A 21,559-nucleotide genomic window follows, 5' to 3' on the forward strand; every position below is an offset into this window, starting at 1 on the left:
TTATTGATCAGAGGGCGCGGCCTCCAAAACGAGGGGGTTCGGCAGGGACGTCCACTGGTCGCCGGGGGTCTGCGGGGACAGCCGCATCAGGGTCAACGCCTTCGCCGGCAGCGGTCCTTCGCGCAGGGCGCGCAGGTCGGAGGAGTCCGGCAGGTCCGGTACGGCGGCCGCCAGCGCCGCTCCGAGGGCCGGGCCCGAACCCGCCGTACCGGCCAGGGCGCCCCCCACCAGGGAGCCGAACAGCTTGCGGCGCAGGGCCGTTTCGTCGTCGGTGACCAGACGGCCGGTGAGCGGTGGCGGGGTGATGCCGTGCCGGGTCAGCCGGGCCGGGCTGATCCGGATGTCGGCCAGGTCGCGGTAGACCAGCCGCAGCGGGGCGCCGTCGGCCGACAGGATCACCAGCAGGTTCTGGCCGTGGGCCTCCAGGGCCACGCCGAGGCCGAGCAGGCGCAGTCCCACGGTCAGCGCCAGCCGGGTGAACGCGGCCAGCCAGGCGGGGGAGTCGGGCAGGCCGGTCGTGGCGAGCGCGGCCACCGGTACGACGCGCTCGCCCGGACCGGCGTACACCTCGGGCGACTCCCGCAGCAGCGCGGCCAGGTCGGGGGAGTGGGCCGAGACCGCGCCGAGGGTGCGGGTGACGTGCAGCAGGCCCTCGGTGCGCGCCGCCAGCTCCTCGCCCAGGGCGGACAGGGGAGCGGCGGCCCCGACCGAGTACGGGGAGATGTCCCGCACCGACGACGTCAGCCGGGTGCTGAGCGCGGTCTTCACGTGCGGCCCGTCCGGCAGCGCGAGGGTGCGCAGGGAGAGCAGCGGCCGGGCCGGGCGCCAGGGGGCGCACGGCCGCTTCAGGACGTGGTCCGCCTGCCACGGGTGGACCGGCAGCAACAGCCGTTCGCCGTCCCGCAGTTCCTCCGGCCAGTCACCGCTCACCAGGCACCCGTCCGCCGGCACCGGCACCGTCCGCAGCTCCACCACGGGCCGGTGCTCGGGGCCGTACGCCAGCTGGTCCGCCACCGAGAAACCGGGCCGGGAACGGCAGCACGGGTGGAACGGATGCCCGTCGGTCACCCGCTGCTCCCATTCCCAGTCCCTGCGCCGGCCGTCGGCCGGGGAGACCTCCGCCAACCACTCCTTCGGGTGATCCGCGTCGGCCCGCGACAGCGCCAACGAGGCGACGCCGCCGCCCAGTTCGGTCGCGAACGCGGTGCCGTGCGGCACCCTGAGTGCGGTCATCAGCCCGGCCGGATCCACGTGGCGCTCCCTGCCCAGGCGGACGCCGGTGACGTACCCGCTCGTGGCATACGGGTCCGCGTGCGGCCCGTACAGCGTCCGGCCGTCGGCGAGCCGCAGCGCGAGGCTGTGCGCGCCGTGCACCCGCCCGGTGATCCACGGCAGCGGCTCATGGGCCAGCGCCCGCCACAGCCGGGTCAGCACGGCGGCGCGGGCACCCGGCAGCTCCGCCGTGTACCGGGGCAGCAGCCCGGGCCGGACGGCGGCCAGTTCCTCGGCGACCTGGGCCTCGGCGGGGGGACGGTGCACGGCGGGCTCCTCGGGTACACGGCGCACGGAGGACGATTGTCGGCGACGACAGAGATACTGATCGCGACCACCCCGGACGAAACGAATGGATCGCGTGGACTCCTCACCCTCCTTCGGAGCACCCTCCACCGGAACCGTCGCCGGCCGCGCCGACGCCTACGCGGCCGCGCCCCTGCTGAACTGCCTGCTGCGCGAGGTGGCCGAGCCGCTCGGGCACCACGGTGACCTGCGGGTCCACCGGCTGCCGAGCGGGCGGCTGCTGCGCGTGCGGACCGGCCGGCGCCCCGCCGATCCCGAGGTGTGCGCGGCCGGGACCTGGCACCGCGTCGGCCACTCCGAGCTGGTCAAACTGGTCGCCGAGGAGCTGCGCCGGCACACCGGGCTGCCGGGCGGCGACCTGCCCGCCGAGATGGTCGACAGCCGGGACGCCGTCGCGGCCCTGCTCGCCGCCCGCGCCGGGGCGGCACCGCCCGCCGACCCGTATCTGCGCTCCGAGCAGTCCCTGATCGGCGGCCACCCGTACCACCCGGCGCCCAAGGCGCGCGGCGGCGGCCCGGTCGCCTCCTGGCTGCCGTACGCCCCCGAGGCGCACGCGCGCTTCCCGCTGGTGTTGCTCGGCGTCCGCGAGGACCAGGTGGCCGAGGAGGGCGACACGCGCGCCCTGGACGCGCTCGGCTCCGCCCCGCCCGGCTACCGGCTGCTGCCGGCCCACCCCTGGCAGCTGGACCTGGTCGGCCGCGACCTCGCCCCGGCCTTCGCCGACGGCCGACTGCTCCGCCTCGGCACGACCGCATTCGACGTGTGCCCCACGGCGGCGGTCCGCACGGTGTACGAGCCCCGGCGCGACCTGTTCCTGAAGTTCAGCCTGGATGTCCGCATCACCAACGACATCCGCCGCCTCTGGCGCCACGACCTGCGCAGACTGCGTCGTACCGACGCGGCCGCCCGGCACGCCTTCGCGGCGCTGGGCCCGCCCGCGGCCTGGCTGAGCGACCGCGGCTACCGCACGGCCGCCTTCGCCTTCGAGGAGCTCGCCGTCCTCGTCCGCGACGGCCTGCGCGGGCATCTGCTGCCGGGCGCCACGCCGCTGCTCGCCGCCGGCCTCGCCGAGGGCTTCGACGGCAGCCCGCTGGCCACCGCGGCCGACCCGGCTGCCTGGTGGGAGGCCTATCTGCGCCAGGTCGTGCCGCCCGCCCTCACCGCGTTCGACGACCACGGGGTGGTCCTGGAGGCCCATCTGCAGAACACCCTCGTCGCCGTGGACACGGCCGGCACACCCGTCCAGGCGCTGTTCCGCGACGCCGAGGGTGCCAAGCTGCTGCCGGACGTGACCCGCGCGGCGGGCTGGGAGCGGCTGGTGTACTGCCTGGTCGTCAACCACCTCACGGAGATCGCCGCCGCGCTCGCCGAGCACCATCGCGGACTCGACCCCTGGCCCGCCGCCCGCCGCGAACTGGCCCGGCACGACCTGCCCGAGATCCCCGCCCTGCTCGCCTCGCCCACGCTGCCCGGCAAGACCAACCTGTTGCTGCGCTGGACCGGAGCGGACGGCGCGGACGCCCGCTACCTGCCGCTGCCGAACCCGCTGGCGGCCGGCTGACCCGTGCTCAGCGGGCCGTGCCGAAGTCCTGGGTCCAGTAGCTGCCCGGCTGGGCGAGACCGACGCCGATCTCCTGGTACGAGCAGTTGAGGATGTTGGCCCGGTGTCCGGGGCTGTTCATCCAGCCGTTCATGACCTGCTCCGGGGTGGCGTACCCGTAGGCGACGTTCTCGCCGTAGGCGCTCCAGGCGTACCCGGCCGCCGTGATGCGGTCGCCCGGGGAGGACCCGTCGGAGCCGGTGTGCGACATGTTCTGGTGGGCCGCCATGTCCGCGCTGTGGGCCTGCGCCGCCTTGGTCAGCTCGGCGTTGACGGTCAGGGGGTGGCAACCCACCTTGGCGCGCTCGGCGTTCACCAGCTGCACGACGCGCGCGGTGGCACCGGAGGCGGTGGCGGTGGGCTTCGGGCTGCTGGACGCCGTGGCGGTGGGCTTGGGGGTGCTGGGAACGCTGGGAGCAGGGGTGCTCGTGGGCTGGTGAGCGGTGGGCCGCTGCGTCGGCGACGCGGTGGCCTTCGGCGTGGCGGTGGGGTGGTGGCCGTTGCGGTGGTGATGGTGGTGCTGCCGGTGGCCGTGGTGCACCGACTGCCGGGGTGTGGTCGTCGCGGCGACGCCGGCCTGGTCCTTGCCGCCGTACGGCCAGTCGGAACAGGCCAGGGCGACGGACGGCACGCCCACGGTTCCGATGGCGACGGCGGCGACGACTATGCGCCGGTACTGCTGCGTCTTGCGGTGCTTGGCCATTCGTCAACCTCGCTCGGTGATCGCCGGGCGCTCATTTTCGGGAGGGCTTCACAAGGAGCGCAAAGGGCGGTCTCCACTACCGTGCCTAGTAGAGCGCCAGGGCTCTTGTCAGCCGGGCGAAGAGATGCCGAGTTCGCTTCCGCGACGTTTGCAGCCGCCTGACGTCCTGTCAGGATGACGGTTTGCGCGGCGAATGCGGGAAGGTGCCGGGCGGATGCCGCCTCGTCGCCCGATGGGCGGCTCGCCTCCGCGGCAAGCCGGACAAATCTCCTATGTCATCGGAGTCGCGTCTACTAAGCGAGGGCCTTAGTCGCCGGAGAGCCTGTGAGGGATGTCACTGCGCCGACCTGCCTTAGGCTGATCGATGTGCTGCGCGACGTGACTGCCACCCGATACGTGACCCCGCTGCGGTCCGGCGGCTCCGTGCCCGGGGTCGTCGAGGCCGACGACGACGGCACCTACGTCGTGAAGTTCACCGGCTCGGCGCAGGGGCACCAGGCGCTGGTCGCCGAGGTGATCGTCGGTGAGCTCGCCCGCGCGCTCGGCCTGCGCTTCCCCGAGCTGGTCCTGGTGCACTTCGACCCCGCGATCGCCGCCGACGAGCCGCACCAGGAGGTGAGGGAGCTGCACGGCGCGAGCGCGGGCGTGAACCTCGGCATGGACTACCTGCCGGGCGCCCGGGACTTCACTCCGGAGATCGCGCGGACCTTTCCCGTGGATCCGCTGGAGGCGGGCCGGATCGTCTGGCTGGACGCGCTGACCGTCAATGTGGACCGTACGGTCCACAGCTCCAACCTCATGGTCTGGCCGACGCTCGGCACGGTACCGCCCCGCCTGTGGCTCATCGACCACGGTGCCGCTCTGGTCTTCCACCACCGCTGGGACACCACGGCCCCGGGCAAGAAGTACGACTTCCGCCATCACGCCCTGGGGCACTACGGCCCGGACGTCCATGCCGCCGATGCCGAACTCGCCCCAAAGGTGACCGAGGACCTGCTGCGCGGGATCGTCGCCGAGGTGCCGGACGCCTGGCTCGCCGAGGACGCCGGCTTCGCGGGCCCGGACGACGTCCGCGCCGCCTATGTCGACCACCTCCTGGCCCGCGTGCGCCTGTCGCACGAGTGGCTGCCCACCGACTTCCCGGGCCGCGAGCAGCTCGCGGCCGAGGAGGCCGCCCGCGCGGCGAGGACACAGGCGGGCCGCCCGGCCTGGCTCAAGCACGTTCCCGACCTGCACGGCAAGCCGGGGGCGGAACAGGACTGGTCGGCGCACCTGGGATGAGGCACATCGGATGAGCCACCACGTACAGATCGAGTACTGCACACAGTGCCGCTGGCTGCCCCGTGCTGCCTGGCTGGCACAGGAACTGCTCACCACCTTCGAGGCGGAGCTGACCGAGCTGGCGCTCAAGCCCGGCACCGGCGGCGTCTTCGTGGTCCGCGTCGACGGCGAGGTGGTGTGGGACCGCAAGGAGCAGGGCTTCCCGGAGCCCACCGCGGTCAAGCGCCTCGTACGCGACCGAGTGGCCCCGGGAAAGTCCCTGGGCCACTCGGACCGGACCGGGTAGGCGTCAGCCCTTGAGCTGCTCGTACGCCGGCAGGGTGAGGAAGTCGGCGTAGTCCTCGTCCAGGGACACCTTCAGCAGCAGGTCATGGGCCTCCTGCCAGTGGCCGTCGGCGAAGGCCTGCTCGCCGATCTCCTGGCGGATGTTGGACAGTTCCTCGGCGGCGACCTTGCGGGCCAGCTCGGGCGTGGCCCGGTCGCCGTTCTCGAACTCGACGCCCGCGTTGATCCACTGCCAGATCTGGGAGCGGGAGATCTCGGCGGTGGCCGCGTCCTCCATCAGGTTGAAGATGGCGACCGCGCCGAGCCCGCGCAGCCAGGCCTCGATGTAACGGATGCCCACCTGGACGGCGTTGACCAGACCGGCGTACGTCGGCTTGGCGTCCAGCGAGTCGATGGCGATCAGGTCGGCCGCCTCGACGTGGACGTCCTCGCGCAGCCGGTCCTTCTGGTTCGGCCGGTCGCCGAGGACCTTGTCGAAGGACTCCATGGCGATCGGGACGAGGTCCGGGTGGGCGACCCAGGAGCCGTCGAAACCGTCGCCCGCCTCGCGGTCCTTGTCGGCGCGGACCTTCTCGAAGGCCACCTTGTTGACCTCGGCGTCGCGACGGGACGGGATGAACGCGGCCATGCCGCCGATGGCGTGCGCGCCGCGCTTGTGGCAGGTGCGCACGAGGAGTTCGGTGTACGCCCGCATGAACGGGGCCGTCATCGTGACCGCGTTGCGGTCCGGGAGGACGAACCTGGGGCCGCCGTCACGGAAGTTCTTGACGATGGAGAACAGGTAGTCCCAGCGGCCGGCGTTCAACCCGGCGGCGTGGTCGCGGAGTTCGTAGAGGATCTCCTCCATCTCGTACGCGGCCGTGATCGTCTCGATCAGGACGGTCGCCCGGACGGTGCCCTGCGGGATGCCGACGTAGTCCTGGGCGAAGACGAACACGTCGTTCCACAGCCGGGCCTCGAGGTGCGACTCGGTCTTCGGCAGGTAGAAGTACGGGCCCTTGCCGAGGTCCAGCAGCCGCTGGGCGTTGTGGAAGAAGTACAGGCCGAAGTCGACGAAGGCACCCGGGACGGCGCGGCCGTCGGCGTCGACCAGGTGCCGCTCGTTCAGGTGCCAGCCGCGCGGGCGCATGACGACCGTCGCCAGCTCCTCGTTCGGGCGCAGGGCGTAGGACTTGCCGGATGCCGGGTCGGTGAAGTCGATGTTCCGGGTGTAGGCGTCGATCAGGTTGACCTGACCGAGGATCACGTTCTCCCAGGTGGGCGCGGAGGCGTCCTCGAAGTCGGCGAGCCAGACCTTCGCGCCCGAGTTGAGCGCGTTGATGGTCATCTTGCGGTCGGTGGGGCCGGTGATCTCGACGCGCCGGTCGTTCAGCGCGGCCGGGGCCGGGGCGACCCTCCAGGAGTCGTCCGCGCGGATCGCGGCCGTCTCGGGGAGGAAGTCGAGCGTGGAGGTGCGGGCGATCTCGGCGCGGCGCTCGGCCCGGCGGGCGAGGAGTTCGTCACGGCGCGGGGTGAACCGCCGGTGCAGCTCCGCCACGAAGGCGAGCGCCGCGTCCGTGAGGACCTCTTCCTGCCGGGGCAGAGGCTCGGCGTCGACGATGGCCAGCGGGGACGGCGCTGGTGCGGACATGAGCTGTCACTTCCTTCAGCGGTGGCACCAAGTGCCAAGCGGCACGAATAGGGCGAACAGCGCCAACTGTGCGGTCAGGCGCTTCTGAACAGTGGATACTAGTTTTCTCATCGTGGAACTTCAATGGTTTGTTGATGTCGAGATTCTCTGGGTCGAGGCAAGGTGGCGCCCAGTGCCACCCTCCTCACTCAAGGTGGCGCAGGTCGGCCTCGGTGTCGATGTCGTACGGCTCGGCCACGTCCGCGCACTCCACGAGCCGGATCTCGGCCGCGTGGTCCTTCAGGTACGCGCGGGCGCCACGATCCCCCGTGGCGGTCGCCGCGATCTCCGCCCAGTGGGCCGCGCCGAAGAGCACCGGATGCCCGCGCGTGCCGTCGTAGGCGGCCGACACCAGTGACTTCTCGTCCTCGTAGGCGCCGAGCACGCGCGCCACGGCCGCCGGCCCGATGCCCGGCTGGTCGACGAGGCTCACCAGGGCCGCGCGCACCCCCGTACCGGCCAGCGAGGCCAGTCCGGCGCGCAGCGAGGAGCCCATGCCCTCGGCCCAGCCGGGGTTGTCCACGACCACACAGCCGCTGAGACCGGCACGCCGGCGGACGTCGTCCGCCCGCGCCCCGAGGACGACGTGGATCCGGCGGCACCCGGCCGCGCGCAGCACTCCGACCGCGTGCTCGACCAGGGGGCGCCCCCGGTGCTCCAGCAGCGCCTTGGGCCGCCCACCGAGCCGGCTGCCCCCGCCGGCGGCGAGCAGCAGCCCGGCGACCTCACCGTGATGGTTGTCCGTCATGCGTCCTGCATACCTGACGACGGATGCGGCGGCCGGTTTCCTTGGGCTGAATTTCGGTCCGCGCTGTGGCGCTCCCGGACCCGGTGGCGTTTACTGGCCCGCGCATGACGGCGTGTGAGGGGGAGGGCTGTGTTGCGGAGCTTGGGGCAGAGGTCAGTGACCGGCATCGACGAGGACCCGCGAGTGGCGGAGCTGAGGACCGCGGTGTCTCGGCTGCGCCGCGAACTCGCCGCGCTGCCCTCCGAGTTCCCCGACCGCGCCATAGCCGAGGACGAGCTGGCGGCGCTGGCCGCGATGGCGTCCGGCGGTGCGCCCGAGATCCCGCGCCTGCGCAGCTCCCTGTTACTGATCGCGGGCGCGATCGGCTCGGTGAGTGCCTTGGCGAGGGGGCTGGGGGAGGTGCGGCAGGCGGTGGATCTTTTCGGGGAGTCGCCGAGAGCTTGACAGGCCGAGAGCTTGAAGGCAGGGGCGGGCGGACCTGCCCAGGGGCGCGGGGAACCGCACCCGCAAACGATCGGGTCCCCTCGATCTCTCAGGCGCCCGAACTCGCCAAAGCCTGGGACAACTCAAGGGCGATCTGCTGCAACACCGGCACGATCTTGTCGGTAGCCGCCTCCGTCACCCGCCCGGCAGGCCCGGAGATGGAGATCGCCGCAGCCGTCGGAGACTCCGGCACGGACACCGCCAGGCACCGAACCCCTATCTCCTGCTCGTTGTCGTCCACGGCGTACCCCAGCCGCCGTACGTCCTCCAGCGCGGCCAGAAACCCCTCGGGCGTGGTGATGGTCTTCTCGGTGGCCGCAGGCATTCCCGTACGGGACAGCAGCGCCCGCACCTCGTCATCCGGCACCCCGGCGAGCAGCGCCTTGCCCACGCCGGTCGAGTGCGGCAGCACCCGTCGGCCCACTTCCGTGAACATCCGCATCGAGTGCTTCGACGGCACCTGGGCCACGTAGACGATCTCGTCGCCGTCCAGCAGCGCCATGTTCGCGGTCTCGCCGGTCTCCTCGACCAGCCGTGCGAGGTACGGCCGCGCCCACGTGCCGAGCAGCCGGGACGCCGACTCGCCGAGCCGGATGAGCCGGGGGCCGAGGGCGTACCGCCGGTTCGGCTGCTGGCGTACGTACCCGCAGGCGACCAGGGTGCGCATCAGCCGGTGGATGGTCGGCAGCGGCAGCCCGCTGGACGCGGACAGCTCGCTCAGGCCCACCTCGCCGCCCGCGTCCGCCATCCGCTCGAGCAGGTCGAAGGCGCGCTCCAGGGACTGGACCCCGCCCGCGGCGGAGGGTTTGGCGGAGTCGGTGGTGCTGGCGCTGGACGTCGGCACGGCGCGTTCCTTTCGGGACTGGCAAGAGGGCAGAAGCCTACCCGGCGGCCGGTTGACTCCCTGCTTGTGTGTAGCTACGTTCTGCTTGGTGAAATTCTAATTCCACTTTGTGGAAACGTCCAGAGTGTGTGCGGTGGCATGCCGCCCAGAAGTGTGCCCCTTGACGGCGGGGAAGCGGGAGTGAAGACTCCTTCAACAGAACGTTGAAATCCGTTACGTGGGTGTAAATCCCGTTTCCGGGGCGTAAAACGGCGGTACAGAGAGGGGTTCGGGTGTCCGACGCTCAACTGGTCCTGCGCTCGACGCGCGTCATCACTCCTGAAGGGACGCGGGCCGCCACGGTCACTGTGTCCGCCGGGAGGATCACGGCCGTCCTGCCGTACGACGCCCAGGTCCCGGCCGGAGCGCGGCTGGAGGACTTCGGCGACCACGTTCTGCTGCCCGGCCTGGTCGACACCCACGTGCACGTCAACGACCCGGGCCGCACCGAGTGGGAGGGCTTCTGGACCGCCACCCGCGCGGCGGCGGCCGGCGGCATCACCACGCTGGTCGACATGCCGCTCAACTCACTCCCGCCGACCACGACCGTCGACAACCTGCGCGTGAAGCAGGAGGTGGCCGCCGACAAGGCGCACATCGACGTCGGTTTCTGGGGCGGCGCCCTGCCGGACAACGTCAAGGACCTGCGCCCGCTGCACGACGCCGGAGTCTTCGGCTTCAAGGCGTTCCTGTCCCCGTCCGGCGTGGACGAGTTCCCGCACCTCGACCAGGACCGGCTCGCCCGGTCCATGGCGGAGATCGCCGGCTTCGACGGCCTGCTGATCGTGCACGCCGAGGACCCGCACCACCTGGCCGCCGCCCCGCAGCACGGCGGCCCCCGGTACGCCGACTTCCTCGCCTCCCGCCCGCGCGACGCCGAGGACACGGCCATCGCGAACCTCATCGCGCAGGCCCGCCGCCTCCACGCGCGCGTGCACGTGCTGCACCTGTCCTCCAGCGACGCCCTTCCGCTGATCCGCACCGCCCGTGCCAGGGGCGTGAAGATCACCGTGGAGACCTGCCCGCACTACCTCACCCTGACCGCCGAGGAAGTCCCGGACGGCGCCAGCGAGTTCAAGTGCTGCCCGCCCATCCGCGAGGCCGCCAACCAGGACCTGCTGTGGGAGGCGCTGGCCGACGGCACCATCGACTGTGTCGTCACCGACCACTCGCCCTCCACCGCCGACCTGAAGACCCACGACTTCGCCACCGCCTGGGGCGGCATATCAGGCCTCCAGCTCAGCCTGTCCGCCGTATGGACCGAGGCCCGCAGGCGCGGCCACGGCCTGGAGGACGTCGTGCGCTGGATGTCCACGAAGACCGCCGCCCTGGTCGGACTCGACGCGCGCAAGGGCGCCATCGCGCCCGGCCATGACGCCGACTTCGCGGTCCTCGCCCCCGACGAGACCTTCACCGTCGACCCGGCCGGTCTCCAGCACCGCAACCGGGTCACCGCCTACGCCGGCAAGACCCTGTACGGCGTCGTGAAGTCCACCTGGCTGCGCGGCGAACGCATCGTCGACGGCGGCGAGTTCACCGAGCCGAAGGGCACGCTGCTCGCCCGCCCCCAGTAAGCCCCCCGCACCCGCATCCGGCCGACTCCAGAAAGGACCCCCTGATCACCGTGACGGCGACACCAGGCTTCACCGGCGACGCGAACCCCTACGGAGGCGGCGACCCGTACGCGGACTACCGCACCGCCGACTTCCCCTTCACCCAGTACGCCAACCTCGCCGACCGGCAGCTCGGCGCCGGTGTCATCGCCGCCAACGACGAGTTCTTCGCCCAGCGTGAGAACCTGCTGGTCCCCGAGCCGGCCGAGTTCGACCCCGAGCACTTCGGCCACAAGGGCAAGATCATGGACGGCTGGGAGACCCGCCGTCGGCGCGGCGCCTCGGCCGAGCATCCCTGGCCGACCGCCGAGGACCACGACTGGGCGCTGGTCCGCCTCGGCGCGCCCGGCGTGATCCGCGGGATCGTCGTCGACACCGCCCACTTCCGCGGCAACTACCCGCAGGCGGTCTCGATCGAGGGCGCGTCCGTACCCGGCTCGCCGTCCCCGGAGGAGCTGCTGGGCCACGACGTGAAGTGGACGACGATCGTCCCGCGCACCGCCGTCGGCGGCCATGCGGCGAATGGTTTCTCCGTGTCGGTGGAGCAGCGCTTCACCCACCTGCGGGTCAACCAGCACCCCGACGGCGGCATCGCGCGCCTGCGCGTGTACGGCGAGGTGGTACCCGACCCGCAGTGGCTGTCCGTGCTGGGCACCTTCGACGTGGTCGCCCTGGAGAACGGCGGCCGGGTCGAGGACGCCTCCAACCTCTTCTACTCCCCGGCCACCAACACCATCCAGCCGGGCCGCTCCCGCAAGATGGACGACGGCTGGGAGACCCGCCGCCGCCGCGACCAGGGCAACGACTGGATCCGCTACCAGCTGGTCGCCCAGTCGCAGATCCGCGCGATCGAGATCGACACGGCCTATCTGAAGGGCAACAGCGCGGGCTGGGCGTCGGTGTCCGTGCAGGACGGCGAGAACGGCGACTGGACCGAGATCCTGCCGCGCACCCGCCTGCAGCCCGACACCAACCACCGGTTCGTGCTCCCGGAGCCCGCGGTCGGCACGCGCGCGCGGATCGACATCTTCCCCGACGGCGGCATCTCCCGCCTGCGCCTGTACGGCTCCCTGACCGAGCAGGGCGCGGCCGGCCTCGCCGCCCGGCACCAGGAACTGGGCGGCTGACCCGCCCCCGGACGCGCGCGGGGCGCCCCGGCCTGGACAGCACCGGGCGCCCCGCGTGTCACCCACAAGGACCCGTTTCCGGGTGGCTGGAACTTACGGGTCCGTCTCCCGCGTTCTTCCCGCGTGACCCTTCAGCAAGAGATCGTCGGCAACGCCATGCAGATGGCGGTCGTCAACCTGCAGCCCGGCCAGACCGTGTACTGCGAGGCCGGAAAGTTCCTGTTCAAGACCACGAACGTGACCATGGAGACGCGCCTGTCCGGCCCGTCGAACAACGGCGGACAGCAGCAGGGCGGCTCCGGCGGCATGGGCGGCCTGCTCCGCCAGGCCATGGGCACCGCCATGCAGGTGGGCCAGCGCATGCTCGCGGGCGAGTCGCTGGCGTTCCAGTACTTCACCTCCCAGGGCGGCGAGGGCACGGTCGGCTTCGCCGGCGTGCTCCCGGGCGAGATGCGGGCCCTGGAACTCGACGGCACGCGCGCGTGGTTCGCCGAGAAGGACGCCTTCGTGGCCGCCGAGTCCACCGTCGACTTCGGCATCGCCTTCGCCGGCGCCCGCACCGGCATGAGCGGCGGCGAGGGCTTCATCCTGGAGAAGTTCACCGGGTACGGCACGGTGATCATCGCCGGCGCGGGCAACTTCATCGACCTCAATCCGGCGGACTTCGGCGGCCGCATCGAGGTCGACACCGGCTGCGTGGTCGCCTTCGAGGAGGGCATCCAGTACGGCGTCCAGCGCGTCGGCGGCCTCAACCGCCAGGGGATCATGAACGCCGTGTTCGGCGGCGAGGGCCTGTCCCTGGCCACCCTGGAGGGCAACGGCCGCGTCATCCTGCAGTCGCTCACCATCGAGAGCCTGGCCAACGCCCTGAAGAAGGCCCAGGGCGGCGACAAGCAGGGCCCGACGGGCGGCCTCTTCTCGACACACGCCGGATGAGGTGCCGTACCGACCGATGAGTTGCGCGTGCCGGTGGGGTCTGAGGTGATGACAACGGACCCCGCACCAGGAAGCAGGCACCTGCCATGGGCAAGCTCGTCTCCACGATCTTCGTCACGCTCGACGGCGTCTACCAGGCACCCGGCGGCCCCCAGGAGGACACCCGGGGCGGCTTCGAGCACGGCGGCTGGAGCTTCACGTACGGCGACGACGACTTCGGCCGGTTCGTCACCGAGGTCTTCGAGCGCCCCGGCGCGTTCCTCCTCGGCCGCCGTACGTACGACATCTTCGCGGCGTACTGGCCGAAGGTGACCGACCCCGCCAACCTCATCGCCGCCCGGCTGAACGCCCTGCCGAAGTACGTCGCCTCGTCCACCCTCACCGACCCCGAGTGGTCCGGCACCACGGTGATCGGCGGCGACCTCACCAAGGAGGTCACCGCTCTCAAGGAGCGCACCGACGGCGAACTCCAGGTGCACGGCTCCGGCGCCCTGCTCCGCTCCCTGCTCGACCTCGGTCTCGTCGACACCCTCCACCTGGCCACCTTCCCGGTGGTGCTGGGCTCCGGCCACCGCCTGTTCGCCGAGGGCGCCGTACCGACCGCCTTCACGCACACCGCCGGACGCATCACCTCCGCCGGTGTCTCCATCCAGACCTACGAGGTGGCGGGAAGGCCGCGGTACGGCTCGTACGAGCTCCCGGAAAACGCCTAGCCGAAGATCGTCCCCGCCGGTACGGTGAGCGCGCCCCGCGTAAGCCGCCGACGTCTGCGCACCCCCTCCGAAGACCGGGAGAGCCGCGCCCATGTCGTCGATCGCCGTACCGGGTGCCGCCGTCGCACCCCGTGGTGCCTGGCACACCGACCTGCCCGTGCTGCTGGTCGCGGTGTGCTGGGGTGCCAGCTATCTCGCGGCCAAGGACATCACCACCGCCCGGACGGTCCTGGCGGTGCTGGTGCTGCGGTTCGCGCTCGCCGTACCCGTGCTGGTCGTCGCCGGGCGGCGTGCCCTGCGCGAGCTGACCGGTGCCCAGTGGCGCGGCGCGGCCCTGCTGGGCGCGATCCTCAGCGGGATCTTCCTGCTGGAGACGTACGGTGTGGTGCAGACCTCGGCGACCAATGCCGGCCTGATCATCAGCCTCACCATGGTCTTCACCCCGCTCGCCGAGGCCGCCGTCACCCGCACCCGGCCCACCCCGGGCTTTCTCGGCGCGGCGCTGCTGTCGGTGCTCGGCGTCGTCCTGCTCACCCAGGGCGGCGGCTTCACCCGGCCGAGCACCGGCGACCTGCTCATGCTGCTCGCCGCGCTCGCCCGCACGCTGCACGTCCTCGCCATGTCCCGGCTCAGGGCCGTGCAGGGGGCCGACGCGCTGCCGCTGACCACGGTCCAACTCGGCGCGTCCGTCGCCGTCTTCGCCCTGCTGTCGGCCGTCTCCGGTGGTCCGGCACCCTGGGCGGTCGCGGCCGGGTTCGGTGCCCGGGACTGGGCGGGGCTGCTGTTCCTGGCCGCGCTGTGCACGGTGTTCGCCTTCTTCGTGCAGATGTGGGCGGTCCGCCGTACCTCCCCGTCCCGGGTCGGTCTGCTGCTCGGCACCGAGCCGCTATGGGCCGCCGCGGCGGGCATCGCCCTGGGCGGGGAACGGCTGGGCACGCTTGCTCTGGCGGGCGGCGCACTGGTGCTCGTGGGGACCGCGTGGGGGCGCCGGGCGGCAGGTTAACTTCGCGAAAACTCATCGGACTTGAAGGGAAAATCTTCAAACTTGTCGTTGACATGCCAACGTCTACGCGCGTCATCATGAGGCTATGAGATTCCCCCCACGCACCACTCGCATCGGCGCCGCAGCCGCCCTCCTGTCCGCCCTCCTCGTGGGCGGCACCGTCTCCGCCACCACGGCGGATGCCGCAGTCTCGTCGGTCGGCAGCATCTGCTACGGCAACCTGCCCTCGCAGGCCCACGACACCCTGGACCTGATCGCCCAGGGCGGCCCGTACCCGTACTCGCAGGACGGCACCGTCTTCTCCAATAAGGAAGGCGTCCTGCCCAGCGAGTCCTACGGCTACTACCACGAGTACACGGTGGTCACTCCCGGTTCCCCCACACGCGGTGCCCGGCGCATCGTCACCGGCGAGCAGTCCCAGGAGGACTACTACACCTCCGACCACTACGCCACGTTCAACCTGATCGACTTCGGCTGCTGAGCCGGAGGACAACGGACGACCGAGGGAACAGCGCGACGCACACTGCGGGCCGCCGGGAACAGTCCCGGCGGCCCGCAGTCGCCGGCTTCTTGTCGTTGAACACCCCGCGCTGGTGCGGGCCCGAACAACCGCAACCTCAACGGAGTACTCCGGGCAGGCAGTCGGCGATGAAACAGGTGCAGATCACGCTGCCGGCGTACGACGCGGGACTGGTCGACGGGGACGGGCACTGATCCCGCGCCCCGCGCGTTGTCACGGTACCGGGAGTACCGGTGAGCCTCGGGGGAGTCCGGAAGGGGAGCGATGGACAGGCAGAACGTGGTCGATCTGGGGGAGTTCGGGGACGCGCTGCGCACGGATCCCCATCCGGTGTACGCCGGGCTGCGCGAGCGGGGCCCCGTGCACCGCGTCCGGCTGCCGGGCTGGGAGGACGATGCCTGGCTGGTCGTCGGATACGAGGAGGCGCGGGCGGCCCTCGCCGACACCCGGCTGGCCAAGGACACCAGCAAGATCGGCGTGACCGTCATGGACCAGGAGCTGATCGGCAAGCATCTGCTGGCCACCGATCCGCCCCAGCACACCCGCCTGCGCGGCCTCGTCACGCGCGCGTTCACGATGCGCCGGGTCGAGCAGCTGCGCCCGCGGATCCAGCAGATCACCGACGAACTGCTGGACGAGATGCTCCCGGCCGGCCGCGCCGACCTGGTCGCCTCGCTCGCCTACCCGCTGCCCATCACCGTCATCTGCGAACTCCTCGGCGTCCCCGACATGGACCGCGAGGAGTTCCGCAAGACGTCCACGGAGGTGGTCGCGCCGACCAACGAGCAGACGGGCTACGAGGCGGTCGTCCGCCTCGGCGCGTACCTCACCGAGCTGATCGAGGACAAGCGCCGCTCCGGCGTCAGCGACGACCTGCTCAGCGATCTGATCCGCACCACCGCCGAGGACGGCGACCGGCTCTCCGCGCAGGAACTGCGCGGCATGGCCTTCCTGCTGCTGATCGCCGGGCACGAGACCACCGTCAACCTCATCGGCAACGGCGTCCACGCCCTGCTGACCCACCCCGCCCAACTCGCCGCCCTGCGCGCCGACATGAGCCTCCTGGACGGCGCCGTCGAGGAGATGCTGCGGTACGAGGGCCCGGTGCAGAGCGCCACCTACCGGTTCGCCGCCGAGCCCCTGGAGATCGCCGGCGCGGCCATCGAGCGGGGCACCCATGTGGTGATCAGCCTCACCGCCGCCCAGCGCGACGGCGAGCGCTACGACGACCCGCACCGGTTCGACATCCGCCGCGACCCCCGCGGCCACCTCGCCTTCGGCCACGGCATCCACTACTGCCTGGGCGCCCCCCTGGCCCGCCTGGAGGGCCGCACGGCCATCGGCACCCTCCTGCGGCGCGCCCCCGGCCTCGCGCTCGACGGCACACCGGGCGAGTGGCTGCCCGGCCTGCTGATGAGAGGGATGCGCAGTCTTCCGGTGCGCTGGTAGCCGGCGGCCGCGCGCGCCGGGGCCGGCCGGTCAGCCGGAGGGCGTCCGCGCCCGGTCCGGGATCTCGGCCAGGGCCACCGGGCGCCGCTCCCGCCGGGAGAGTTCGCAGGCCTCGGCCACGCGCAGGGCCTGCAGGGCCTCGTGGCCGTCGCAGGGGTTGGGGCGCTCGCCGACCACCACCTCCACGAAGGCGTTCAGTTCGGCCTCGTACGCGGGGCCGAACCGCTCCAGGAAGCCCGGCCATGGCTTGTCCGCGGGCGGCGGCCCGGTCGGCTCGGTGGACGCGAGCGGCGTACGGTCGTCCAGCCCGACCACGACCGTGTCCGCCTCCCCGGCCAACTCCATGCGCACGTCGTACCCGGCGCCGTTCAGCCGGGTCGCCGTGGCCGTGGCGAGCGTGCCGTCGTCCAGCGTGAGCAGCGCCGCGCCGGTGCCGACGTCGCCGGCCTCACGGAACATCGCGGGCCCGGCGTCGGACCCGGTGGCGTAGACATCGGTCACCTCACGGCCCGTCACCCACCGCAGCACGTCGAAGTCGTGGATCAGCGTGTCCCGGAACAGCCCGCCGGACAGGGCCAGCCAGCCGGGTGGGGGAGGGGACTGGTCGCAGGTCATCGCGCGCACGGTGTGCAGCCGGCCGAGGCGTCCCGAGCGCACGGCCTCGCGGGCGCCGGCGTATCCCGCGTCGAAGCGCCGCTGGAAACCCATCTGCAGAATCGTGCCCGCCGTCTCCACCTCGGCGAGCGCCTGCAGCGTGCCCGGCAGGTCGAGCGCGATCGGCTTCTCGCAGAAGACCGGCAGGCCCGAGCGGGCTGCCCGACCGATCAGTTCGGCGTGGGCCGACGTCGCCGTGGTGATCACCACCGCGTCCACGCCCCACTTGAAGATCTCGTCCACACCTGGCGCCGCCGTCTCGCCCAGCCGGTGCGCCAGTCCCTGCGCCCGTGCCGGATCCGCGTCCGTCAGGATCAGCGACCCGACATCGCGGTTGCGGCTGAGTGTTCTCGCGTGAAGGGTGCCGATGCGGCCCGTACCGATGACCCCGATGCGCATGGAAACAAAGTGAGGGCGGAGCCCGTACGCTGTCAATGTTTATGTCCGGACAACCGGACTACACAACTTCCCGTCAACCGGCCACGGGGCTACGCTCGGGCCGTGCCGAAACCAGATGTGGACCCGACTGTGTCGCTCGACCTCCATGTGGACCGTAGCTCCCCGGTGCCGTTGTACTTCCAGCTCTCCCAGCAGCTGGAGGCCGCCATCGAGCACGGCAGCCTCACCCCGGGCAGCCTCCTGGGCAACGAGATCGAGCTGGCCGCGCGGCTCGGCCTGTCCCGGCCCACCGTCCGCCAGGCCATCCAGTCCCTCGTCGACAAGGGGCTCCTCGTGCGCCGCCGCGGCGTCGGCACGCAGGTGGTGCACAGCCAGGTCAAGCGCCCGCTGGAGCTGAGCAGCCTGTACGACGACCTGGAGGCGGCCGGCCAGCGTCCTGCGACCAAGGTGCTGGTCAACACCGTCGTGCCGGCCTCCGCCGAGGTGGCCGCCGCGCTCGGCGTCTCCGAGGGCAGCGAGGTGCACCGCATCGAGCGGCTGCGCCTCGCGCACGGCGAGCCGATGGCGTACCTGATCAACCACCTCCCGCCCGGCCTGCTCGACCTGAACACCGACCAGCTGGAGGCCACCGGCCTGTACCGGCTGATGCGCTCCGCGGGGATCACCCTGCACAGTGCCCGCCAGTCCATCGGCGCCCGCGGCGCCACGGCGGCCGAGGCCGACCGGCTCGCCGAGGCCGAGGGCGCGCCGCTGCTCACCATGCAGCGCACCACCTTCGACGACACCGGCCGCGCGGTCGAGTTCGGCGACCACACCTACCGCCCGACGCGCTACTCCTTCGAGTTCCAGCTGCTCGTCCGACCGTGACGAAAGGCTCCGGAAGGGTCACAATGTCCGGACAATAAGACCGCCGGGGCACCCCCTGTCCTGTCACGAGTGTTCATGGTGTTCGATACTGGAGCATTTGGGGCCGCTGAGCTGATCACCGGCCCCTTTGGCACGTACGAACACGGCAAGAAGGGCACGGCCTCGTGGCACGGTTTCGGACCTGGGCAGTCATCGCGCTGACAGGGGTACTTTCGCTGTCCCTGGGAGCGTGCAGCAGCACCGGAGGCAAGCGGGCCGAGGACGCCCGCAAGGCCGCCGCGGCCCAGGGGCGGGCGGCGGTGAACACCCCGCGCTGGACCTTCGCGATGATCACCCACTCGGGGGACGGCGACACCTTCTGGGACATCGTGCAGAGCGGCGCCAAGCAGGCCGCGGTCAAGGACAACATCAACTTCCTGTACTCGCACGACGACCAGGCCCAGCAGCAGGCGCAGCTGGTGGACGCGGCGGTCGACAAGAAGGTCGACGGAATCATCGTCACCCTCGCCAAGCCCGACGCGATGAAGGCCGCCGTGGCCCGCGCCGAGAAGGCCGGCATCCCGGTGATCACGGTGAACTCCGGCTCCGCGGAGTCCAAGGCCTTCGGTGCCCTCACCCACATCGGCCAGGACGAGACCATCGCCGGCGAGGCCGTCGGGGACGAGCTGAACCGGCGCGGCAGGAAGAAGGCCCTGTGCGTGCTGCACGAGCAGGGCAACGTCGGCCACGAACAGCGCTGCGACGGCGTCGCCAGGACCTTCCGCGGCACCCTGCAGAAGCTGTACGTCAACGGCACCGACATGCCCGACGTGCAGTCCGCCATCGAGGCCAAGCTCCAGGCCGACGGCGCCATCGACTCCGTCGTCACCCTCGGCGCCCCGTACGCCGACACCGCCGTGAAGGCGAAGAGCGACGCGGGCAGCAAGGCCGAGATCGACACCTTCGACCTCAACGCCCAGGTCGCCGCCGAGCTGAAGAACGGCACCCTCGGCTTCGCGGTGGACCAGCAGCCGTACCTCCAGGGCTACGAGGCGGTCGACCTGCTGTGGGCCTACAAGTACAACGGCGACGTCCTCGGCGGCGGCAAGCCGGTGCTGACCGGCCCGCAGATCGTCACCAAGGACCAGGCCGCCGCGCTGGCCGCGTACACCGAGCGGGGCACCCGATGACCGCGACCACGGAAGAAGCCACCGGCGTGACGGCCGATGAAAGGATTCTGCAGAGCTCGCCGCTGCGGAAGCTGCTCTCCCGTCCGGAGCTGGGCTCGGTCGTCGGCGCGCTCGCCGTCCTCGTCTTCTTCGCCTGCGCCGCCGACGGGTTCCTGCGCGCCTCCAGCCTCAGCACGGTCCTGTACGCCTCCTCGACCATCGGCATCATGGCCGTCCCCGTGGCGCTGCTGATGATCGGCGGCGAGTTCGACCTGTCGGCCGGTGTCCTGGTGACGTCCTCGGCGCTGGTCTCCTCGATGTTCAGCTACCAGATGACGGCGAACACCTGGGTCGGCGTCGGTGTGTCCCTGCTGGTCACCCTGGCCATCGGTGCCTTCAACGGCGTCATGCTCACCCGCACCAAGCTGCCCAGTTTCATCGTCACGCTCGGCACGTTCCTGATGCTGACCGGCCTGAACCTCGGCTTCACCAAGCTGATCGACGGCACGGTGTCGACGAAGACCATCGGCGACATGGAGGGCTTCCCCGCCGCGCACGCCGTCTTCGCCTCGACGCTCACCATCGGCGGGGTCGACTTCAAGGTGACGATCCTGTGGTGGCTGGGCCTGGTCGCCCTCGCCTCCTGGATCCTGCTGCGCACCCGCGCCGGGAACTGGATCTTCGCCGTCGGCGGCAACCAGGACGCGGCCCGCGCGGTCGGCGTCCCGGTCGCAAGGACCAAGATCGGCCTCTACATGGGCGTGGCGTTCGGCGCCTGGATCGCCGGCCAGCACCTGCTCTTCTCCTTCGACGCCGTCCAGTCCGGCGAGGGCGTCGGCAACGAGCTGATCTACATCATCGCGGCCGTCATCGGCGGCTGCCTGATCACCGGCGGCTACGGCAGCGCGATCGGCTCCGCCGTGGGCGCCCTCCTGTTCGGCATGACCAGCAAGGGCATCGTCTTCGCCGAGTGGAATCCCGACTGGTTCAAGTTCTTCCTCGGAGCGATGCTGCTCCTCGCGACCCTGCTCAACGCCTGGGTCAAGAAGCGCGCGGAGGCCAACAAGTGACTCTGGTCGAGCTGGCCGACGTCAGCAAGAACTACGGCACCGTGCGTGCCCTCGAAGGCGTTTCGCTTCAGGTCCACCCCGGCGAGATCACCTGTGTCCTCGGCGACAACGGAGCCGGCAAGTCCACCCTGATCAAGATCGTCGCGGGTCTGCACCGGCACGACGGCGGCACTCTGAGGATCGAGGGCGAGGAGACCACCCTCTCCTCTCCGCGGGAGGCCCTGGACCGGGGCATCGCCACGGTCTACCAGGACCTGGCGGTGGTCCCGCTCATGCCGGTCTGGCGGAACTTCTTCCTCGGCTCCGAGCCCCGCAAGGGCAAGGGCCCCTTCAAGCGCCTGGACACCGACCTCATGCGCCGCACCACCCGCGAGGCGCTGCTCCGCATGGGCATCGACCTCAGGGACGTCGACCAGCCCATCGGCACCCTCTCCGGCGGCGAACGCCAGTGCGTGGCGATCGCCCGCGCGGTCCACTTCGGCGCGAAGGTCCTGGTCCTGGACGAGCCCACGGCGGCACTGGGTGTCAAGCAGTCCGGTGTGGTCCTGAAATATGTGGCCGCGGCACGGGATCAGGGCCTGGGCGTTGTCTTGATCACCCACAACCCGCACCACGCGTACCTGGTGGGGGACAGGTTCGTACTGCTGCGCAGGGGCACGATGGTGGGCAATTACACACGGGACGAGATCACGCTGGACGAGCTGACCCAGCAGATGGCCGGCGGCTCCGACCTGGACGCTCTACGCCATGAACTGCAACGAGGTTGAGGGGCGCGGAGCCGTGCCCCTGTGCCGCTCCGCCGCGTGGGCGCGACAAGTCGGCCTCTCCGG

Annotated in this window: 21 protein-coding genes; 15 read left to right on the forward strand and 6 right to left on the reverse strand. The window is 71.5% G+C overall.

Annotated elements, in window-relative coordinates:
- Positions 1-1,539, reverse strand: coding sequence for an IucA/IucC family protein (locus ACWC2T_RS10545; RefSeq protein WP_450669980.1), 1,539 nt, complete (start codon positions 1,537-1,539; stop codon positions 1-3).
- Positions 1,540-1,624: 85 nt separating this feature from the next.
- Between ACWC2T_RS10545 and ACWC2T_RS10550 the strand changes: the two genes are divergently transcribed.
- The gene (locus ACWC2T_RS10550; RefSeq protein ID WP_450669981.1) at positions 1,625-3,139 is read left to right on the forward strand and encodes an IucA/IucC family protein; all 1,515 of its coding nucleotides are present in this window, start codon (positions 1,625-1,627) and stop codon (positions 3,137-3,139) included.
- Between the two features lie 7 nt (positions 3,140-3,146).
- Here the strand turns inward: ACWC2T_RS10550 and ACWC2T_RS10555 are convergent, their stop codons facing one another.
- A complete protein-coding gene (locus ACWC2T_RS10555; protein ID WP_450669982.1) occupies positions 3,147-3,881 on the reverse strand; it encodes a CAP domain-containing protein in 735 nt (244 codons plus the stop codon).
- Between the two features lie 366 nt (positions 3,882-4,247).
- Between ACWC2T_RS10555 and ACWC2T_RS10560 the strand changes: the two genes are divergently transcribed.
- Both ACWC2T_RS10560 and ACWC2T_RS10565 read left to right on the forward strand, forming a co-directional pair.
- Positions 4,248-5,162 carry a HipA family kinase gene (locus ACWC2T_RS10560; RefSeq protein ID WP_450669983.1) on the forward strand — a complete coding sequence of 305 codons (915 nt, stop codon included), beginning with the start codon at positions 4,248-4,250 and terminating at the stop codon, positions 5,160-5,162.
- Positions 5,163-5,172: 10 nt separating this feature from the next.
- Positions 5,173-5,448 carry a SelT/SelW/SelH family protein gene (locus ACWC2T_RS10565; RefSeq protein ID WP_450669984.1) on the forward strand — a complete coding sequence of 92 codons (276 nt, stop codon included), beginning with the start codon at positions 5,173-5,175 and terminating at the stop codon, positions 5,446-5,448.
- Between the two features lie 3 nt (positions 5,449-5,451).
- Here ACWC2T_RS10565 and aceB read toward each other — a convergent pair whose 3' ends face one another.
- Both aceB and ACWC2T_RS10575 read right to left on the reverse strand, forming a co-directional pair.
- Positions 5,452-7,077, reverse strand: coding sequence for a malate synthase A (aceB, locus tag ACWC2T_RS10570; RefSeq protein WP_450669985.1), 1,626 nt, complete (start codon positions 7,075-7,077; stop codon positions 5,452-5,454).
- A gap of 184 nt (positions 7,078-7,261) precedes the next feature.
- Positions 7,262-7,864 carry a nucleotidyltransferase family protein gene (locus ACWC2T_RS10575; RefSeq protein ID WP_450669986.1) on the reverse strand — a complete coding sequence of 201 codons (603 nt, stop codon included), beginning with the start codon at positions 7,862-7,864 and terminating at the stop codon, positions 7,262-7,264.
- A 129-nt stretch (positions 7,865-7,993) separates the two neighbouring features.
- Between ACWC2T_RS10575 and ACWC2T_RS10580 the strand changes: the two genes are divergently transcribed.
- The gene (locus ACWC2T_RS10580; RefSeq protein ID WP_450669987.1) at positions 7,994-8,308 is read left to right on the forward strand and encodes a DUF5955 family protein; all 315 of its coding nucleotides are present in this window, start codon (positions 7,994-7,996) and stop codon (positions 8,306-8,308) included.
- An 88-nt stretch (positions 8,309-8,396) separates the two neighbouring features.
- Here the strand turns inward: ACWC2T_RS10580 and ACWC2T_RS10585 are convergent, their stop codons facing one another.
- Positions 8,397-9,191, reverse strand: a complete 795-nt coding sequence (locus ACWC2T_RS10585) for an IclR family transcriptional regulator (RefSeq protein WP_450669988.1) — start codon at positions 9,189-9,191, stop codon at positions 8,397-8,399.
- 272 nt (positions 9,192-9,463) lie between these two features.
- Here ACWC2T_RS10585 and allB point away from each other — a divergent pair, with 272 nt between their 5' ends.
- From allB to ACWC2T_RS10620, 7 genes are all read left to right on the forward strand, one after another.
- Positions 9,464-10,804, forward strand: a complete 1,341-nt coding sequence (gene allB / locus ACWC2T_RS10590; protein WP_450669989.1) for an allantoinase AllB — start codon at positions 9,464-9,466, stop codon at positions 10,802-10,804.
- 50 nt (positions 10,805-10,854) lie between these two features.
- The gene (gene alc, locus ACWC2T_RS10595; protein ID WP_450669990.1) at positions 10,855-11,970 is read left to right on the forward strand and encodes an allantoicase; all 1,116 of its coding nucleotides are present in this window, start codon (positions 10,855-10,857) and stop codon (positions 11,968-11,970) included.
- A gap of 123 nt (positions 11,971-12,093) precedes the next feature.
- Positions 12,094-12,906 (forward strand): AIM24 family protein, encoded by an 813-nt coding sequence (locus tag ACWC2T_RS10600; RefSeq protein ID WP_450669991.1) that lies wholly within the window; start codon positions 12,094-12,096, stop codon positions 12,904-12,906.
- Between the two features lie 86 nt (positions 12,907-12,992).
- Positions 12,993-13,619, forward strand: coding sequence for a dihydrofolate reductase family protein (locus tag ACWC2T_RS10605; protein WP_450669992.1), 627 nt, complete (start codon positions 12,993-12,995; stop codon positions 13,617-13,619).
- A gap of 91 nt (positions 13,620-13,710) precedes the next feature.
- Positions 13,711-14,622, forward strand: a complete 912-nt coding sequence (locus ACWC2T_RS10610) for a DMT family transporter (protein WP_450669993.1) — start codon at positions 13,711-13,713, stop codon at positions 14,620-14,622.
- An 85-nt stretch (positions 14,623-14,707) separates the two neighbouring features.
- The gene (locus ACWC2T_RS10615; RefSeq protein WP_450669994.1) at positions 14,708-15,103 is read left to right on the forward strand and encodes a ribonuclease domain-containing protein; all 396 of its coding nucleotides are present in this window, start codon (positions 14,708-14,710) and stop codon (positions 15,101-15,103) included.
- 303 nt (positions 15,104-15,406) lie between these two features.
- Positions 15,407-16,591: a cytochrome P450 family protein gene (locus ACWC2T_RS10620; RefSeq protein ID WP_450669995.1), complete on the forward strand. Its 1,185-nt coding sequence runs from the start codon at positions 15,407-15,409 to the stop codon at positions 16,589-16,591.
- 30 nt (positions 16,592-16,621) lie between these two features.
- On the opposite strand, the gene ACWC2T_RS10625 is transcribed toward ACWC2T_RS10620, so the two are convergent.
- On the reverse strand, positions 16,622-17,644 hold the full coding sequence (locus ACWC2T_RS10625; RefSeq protein WP_450669996.1) for a Gfo/Idh/MocA family protein: 1,023 nt from the start codon (positions 17,642-17,644) through the stop codon (positions 16,622-16,624).
- 129 nt (positions 17,645-17,773) lie between these two features.
- Here ACWC2T_RS10625 and ACWC2T_RS10630 point away from each other — a divergent pair, with 129 nt between their 5' ends.
- The 4 genes from ACWC2T_RS10630 to ACWC2T_RS10645 all read left to right on the forward strand — a co-directional run bounded on the left by ACWC2T_RS10630 (position 17,774) and on the right by ACWC2T_RS10645 (position 21,496).
- The gene (locus ACWC2T_RS10630; protein WP_450670019.1) at positions 17,774-18,511 is read left to right on the forward strand and encodes a GntR family transcriptional regulator; all 738 of its coding nucleotides are present in this window, start codon (positions 17,774-17,776) and stop codon (positions 18,509-18,511) included.
- Between the two features lie 164 nt (positions 18,512-18,675).
- A complete protein-coding gene (locus tag ACWC2T_RS10635) occupies positions 18,676-19,680 on the forward strand; it encodes a sugar ABC transporter substrate-binding protein (RefSeq protein WP_450669997.1) in 1,005 nt (334 codons plus the stop codon).
- Positions 19,677-20,729: an ABC transporter permease gene (locus ACWC2T_RS10640; protein WP_450669998.1), complete on the forward strand. Its 1,053-nt coding sequence runs from the start codon at positions 19,677-19,679 to the stop codon at positions 20,727-20,729. The genes ACWC2T_RS10635 and ACWC2T_RS10640 overlap by 4 nt, the downstream gene beginning before the upstream one ends.
- Positions 20,726-21,496 carry an ATP-binding cassette domain-containing protein gene (locus ACWC2T_RS10645; RefSeq protein WP_450669999.1) on the forward strand — a complete coding sequence of 257 codons (771 nt, stop codon included), beginning with the start codon at positions 20,726-20,728 and terminating at the stop codon, positions 21,494-21,496. The genes ACWC2T_RS10640 and ACWC2T_RS10645 overlap by 4 nt, the downstream gene beginning before the upstream one ends.
- Positions 21,497-21,559: the final 63 nt, after the last annotated feature.

The organism is Streptomyces sp. NPDC001393, assembly GCF_053597455.1.

Excerpts from the sequence above, each read along its gene's own strand:
- ACWC2T_RS10550 (WP_450669981.1), top strand. The coding sequence starts at position 1,625 with ATGGATCGCGTGGACTCCTCACCCTCCTTCGGAGCACCCTCCACCGGA.
- ACWC2T_RS10640 (WP_450669998.1), top strand. The coding sequence starts at position 19,677 with ATGACCGCGACCACGGAAGAAGCCACCGGCGTGACGGCCGATGAAAGG.
- aceB (WP_450669985.1), bottom strand. The coding sequence starts at position 7,077 with ATGTCCGCACCAGCGCCGTCCCCGCTGGCCATCGTCGACGCCGAGCCT.
- ACWC2T_RS10565 (WP_450669984.1), top strand. The coding sequence starts at position 5,173 with ATGAGCCACCACGTACAGATCGAGTACTGCACACAGTGCCGCTGGCTG.
- ACWC2T_RS10575 (WP_450669986.1), bottom strand. The coding sequence starts at position 7,864 with ATGACGGACAACCATCACGGTGAGGTCGCCGGGCTGCTGCTCGCCGCC.
- ACWC2T_RS10555 (WP_450669982.1), bottom strand. The coding sequence starts at position 3,881 with ATGGCCAAGCACCGCAAGACGCAGCAGTACCGGCGCATAGTCGTCGCC.
- ACWC2T_RS10620 (WP_450669995.1), top strand. The coding sequence starts at position 15,407 with ATGGACAGGCAGAACGTGGTCGATCTGGGGGAGTTCGGGGACGCGCTG.
- ACWC2T_RS10610 (WP_450669993.1), top strand. The coding sequence starts at position 13,711 with ATGTCGTCGATCGCCGTACCGGGTGCCGCCGTCGCACCCCGTGGTGCC.
- ACWC2T_RS10615 (WP_450669994.1), top strand. The coding sequence starts at position 14,708 with ATGAGATTCCCCCCACGCACCACTCGCATCGGCGCCGCAGCCGCCCTC.
- ACWC2T_RS10605 (WP_450669992.1), top strand. The coding sequence starts at position 12,993 with ATGGGCAAGCTCGTCTCCACGATCTTCGTCACGCTCGACGGCGTCTAC.
- ACWC2T_RS10625 (WP_450669996.1), bottom strand. The coding sequence starts at position 17,644 with ATGCGCATCGGGGTCATCGGTACGGGCCGCATCGGCACCCTTCACGCG.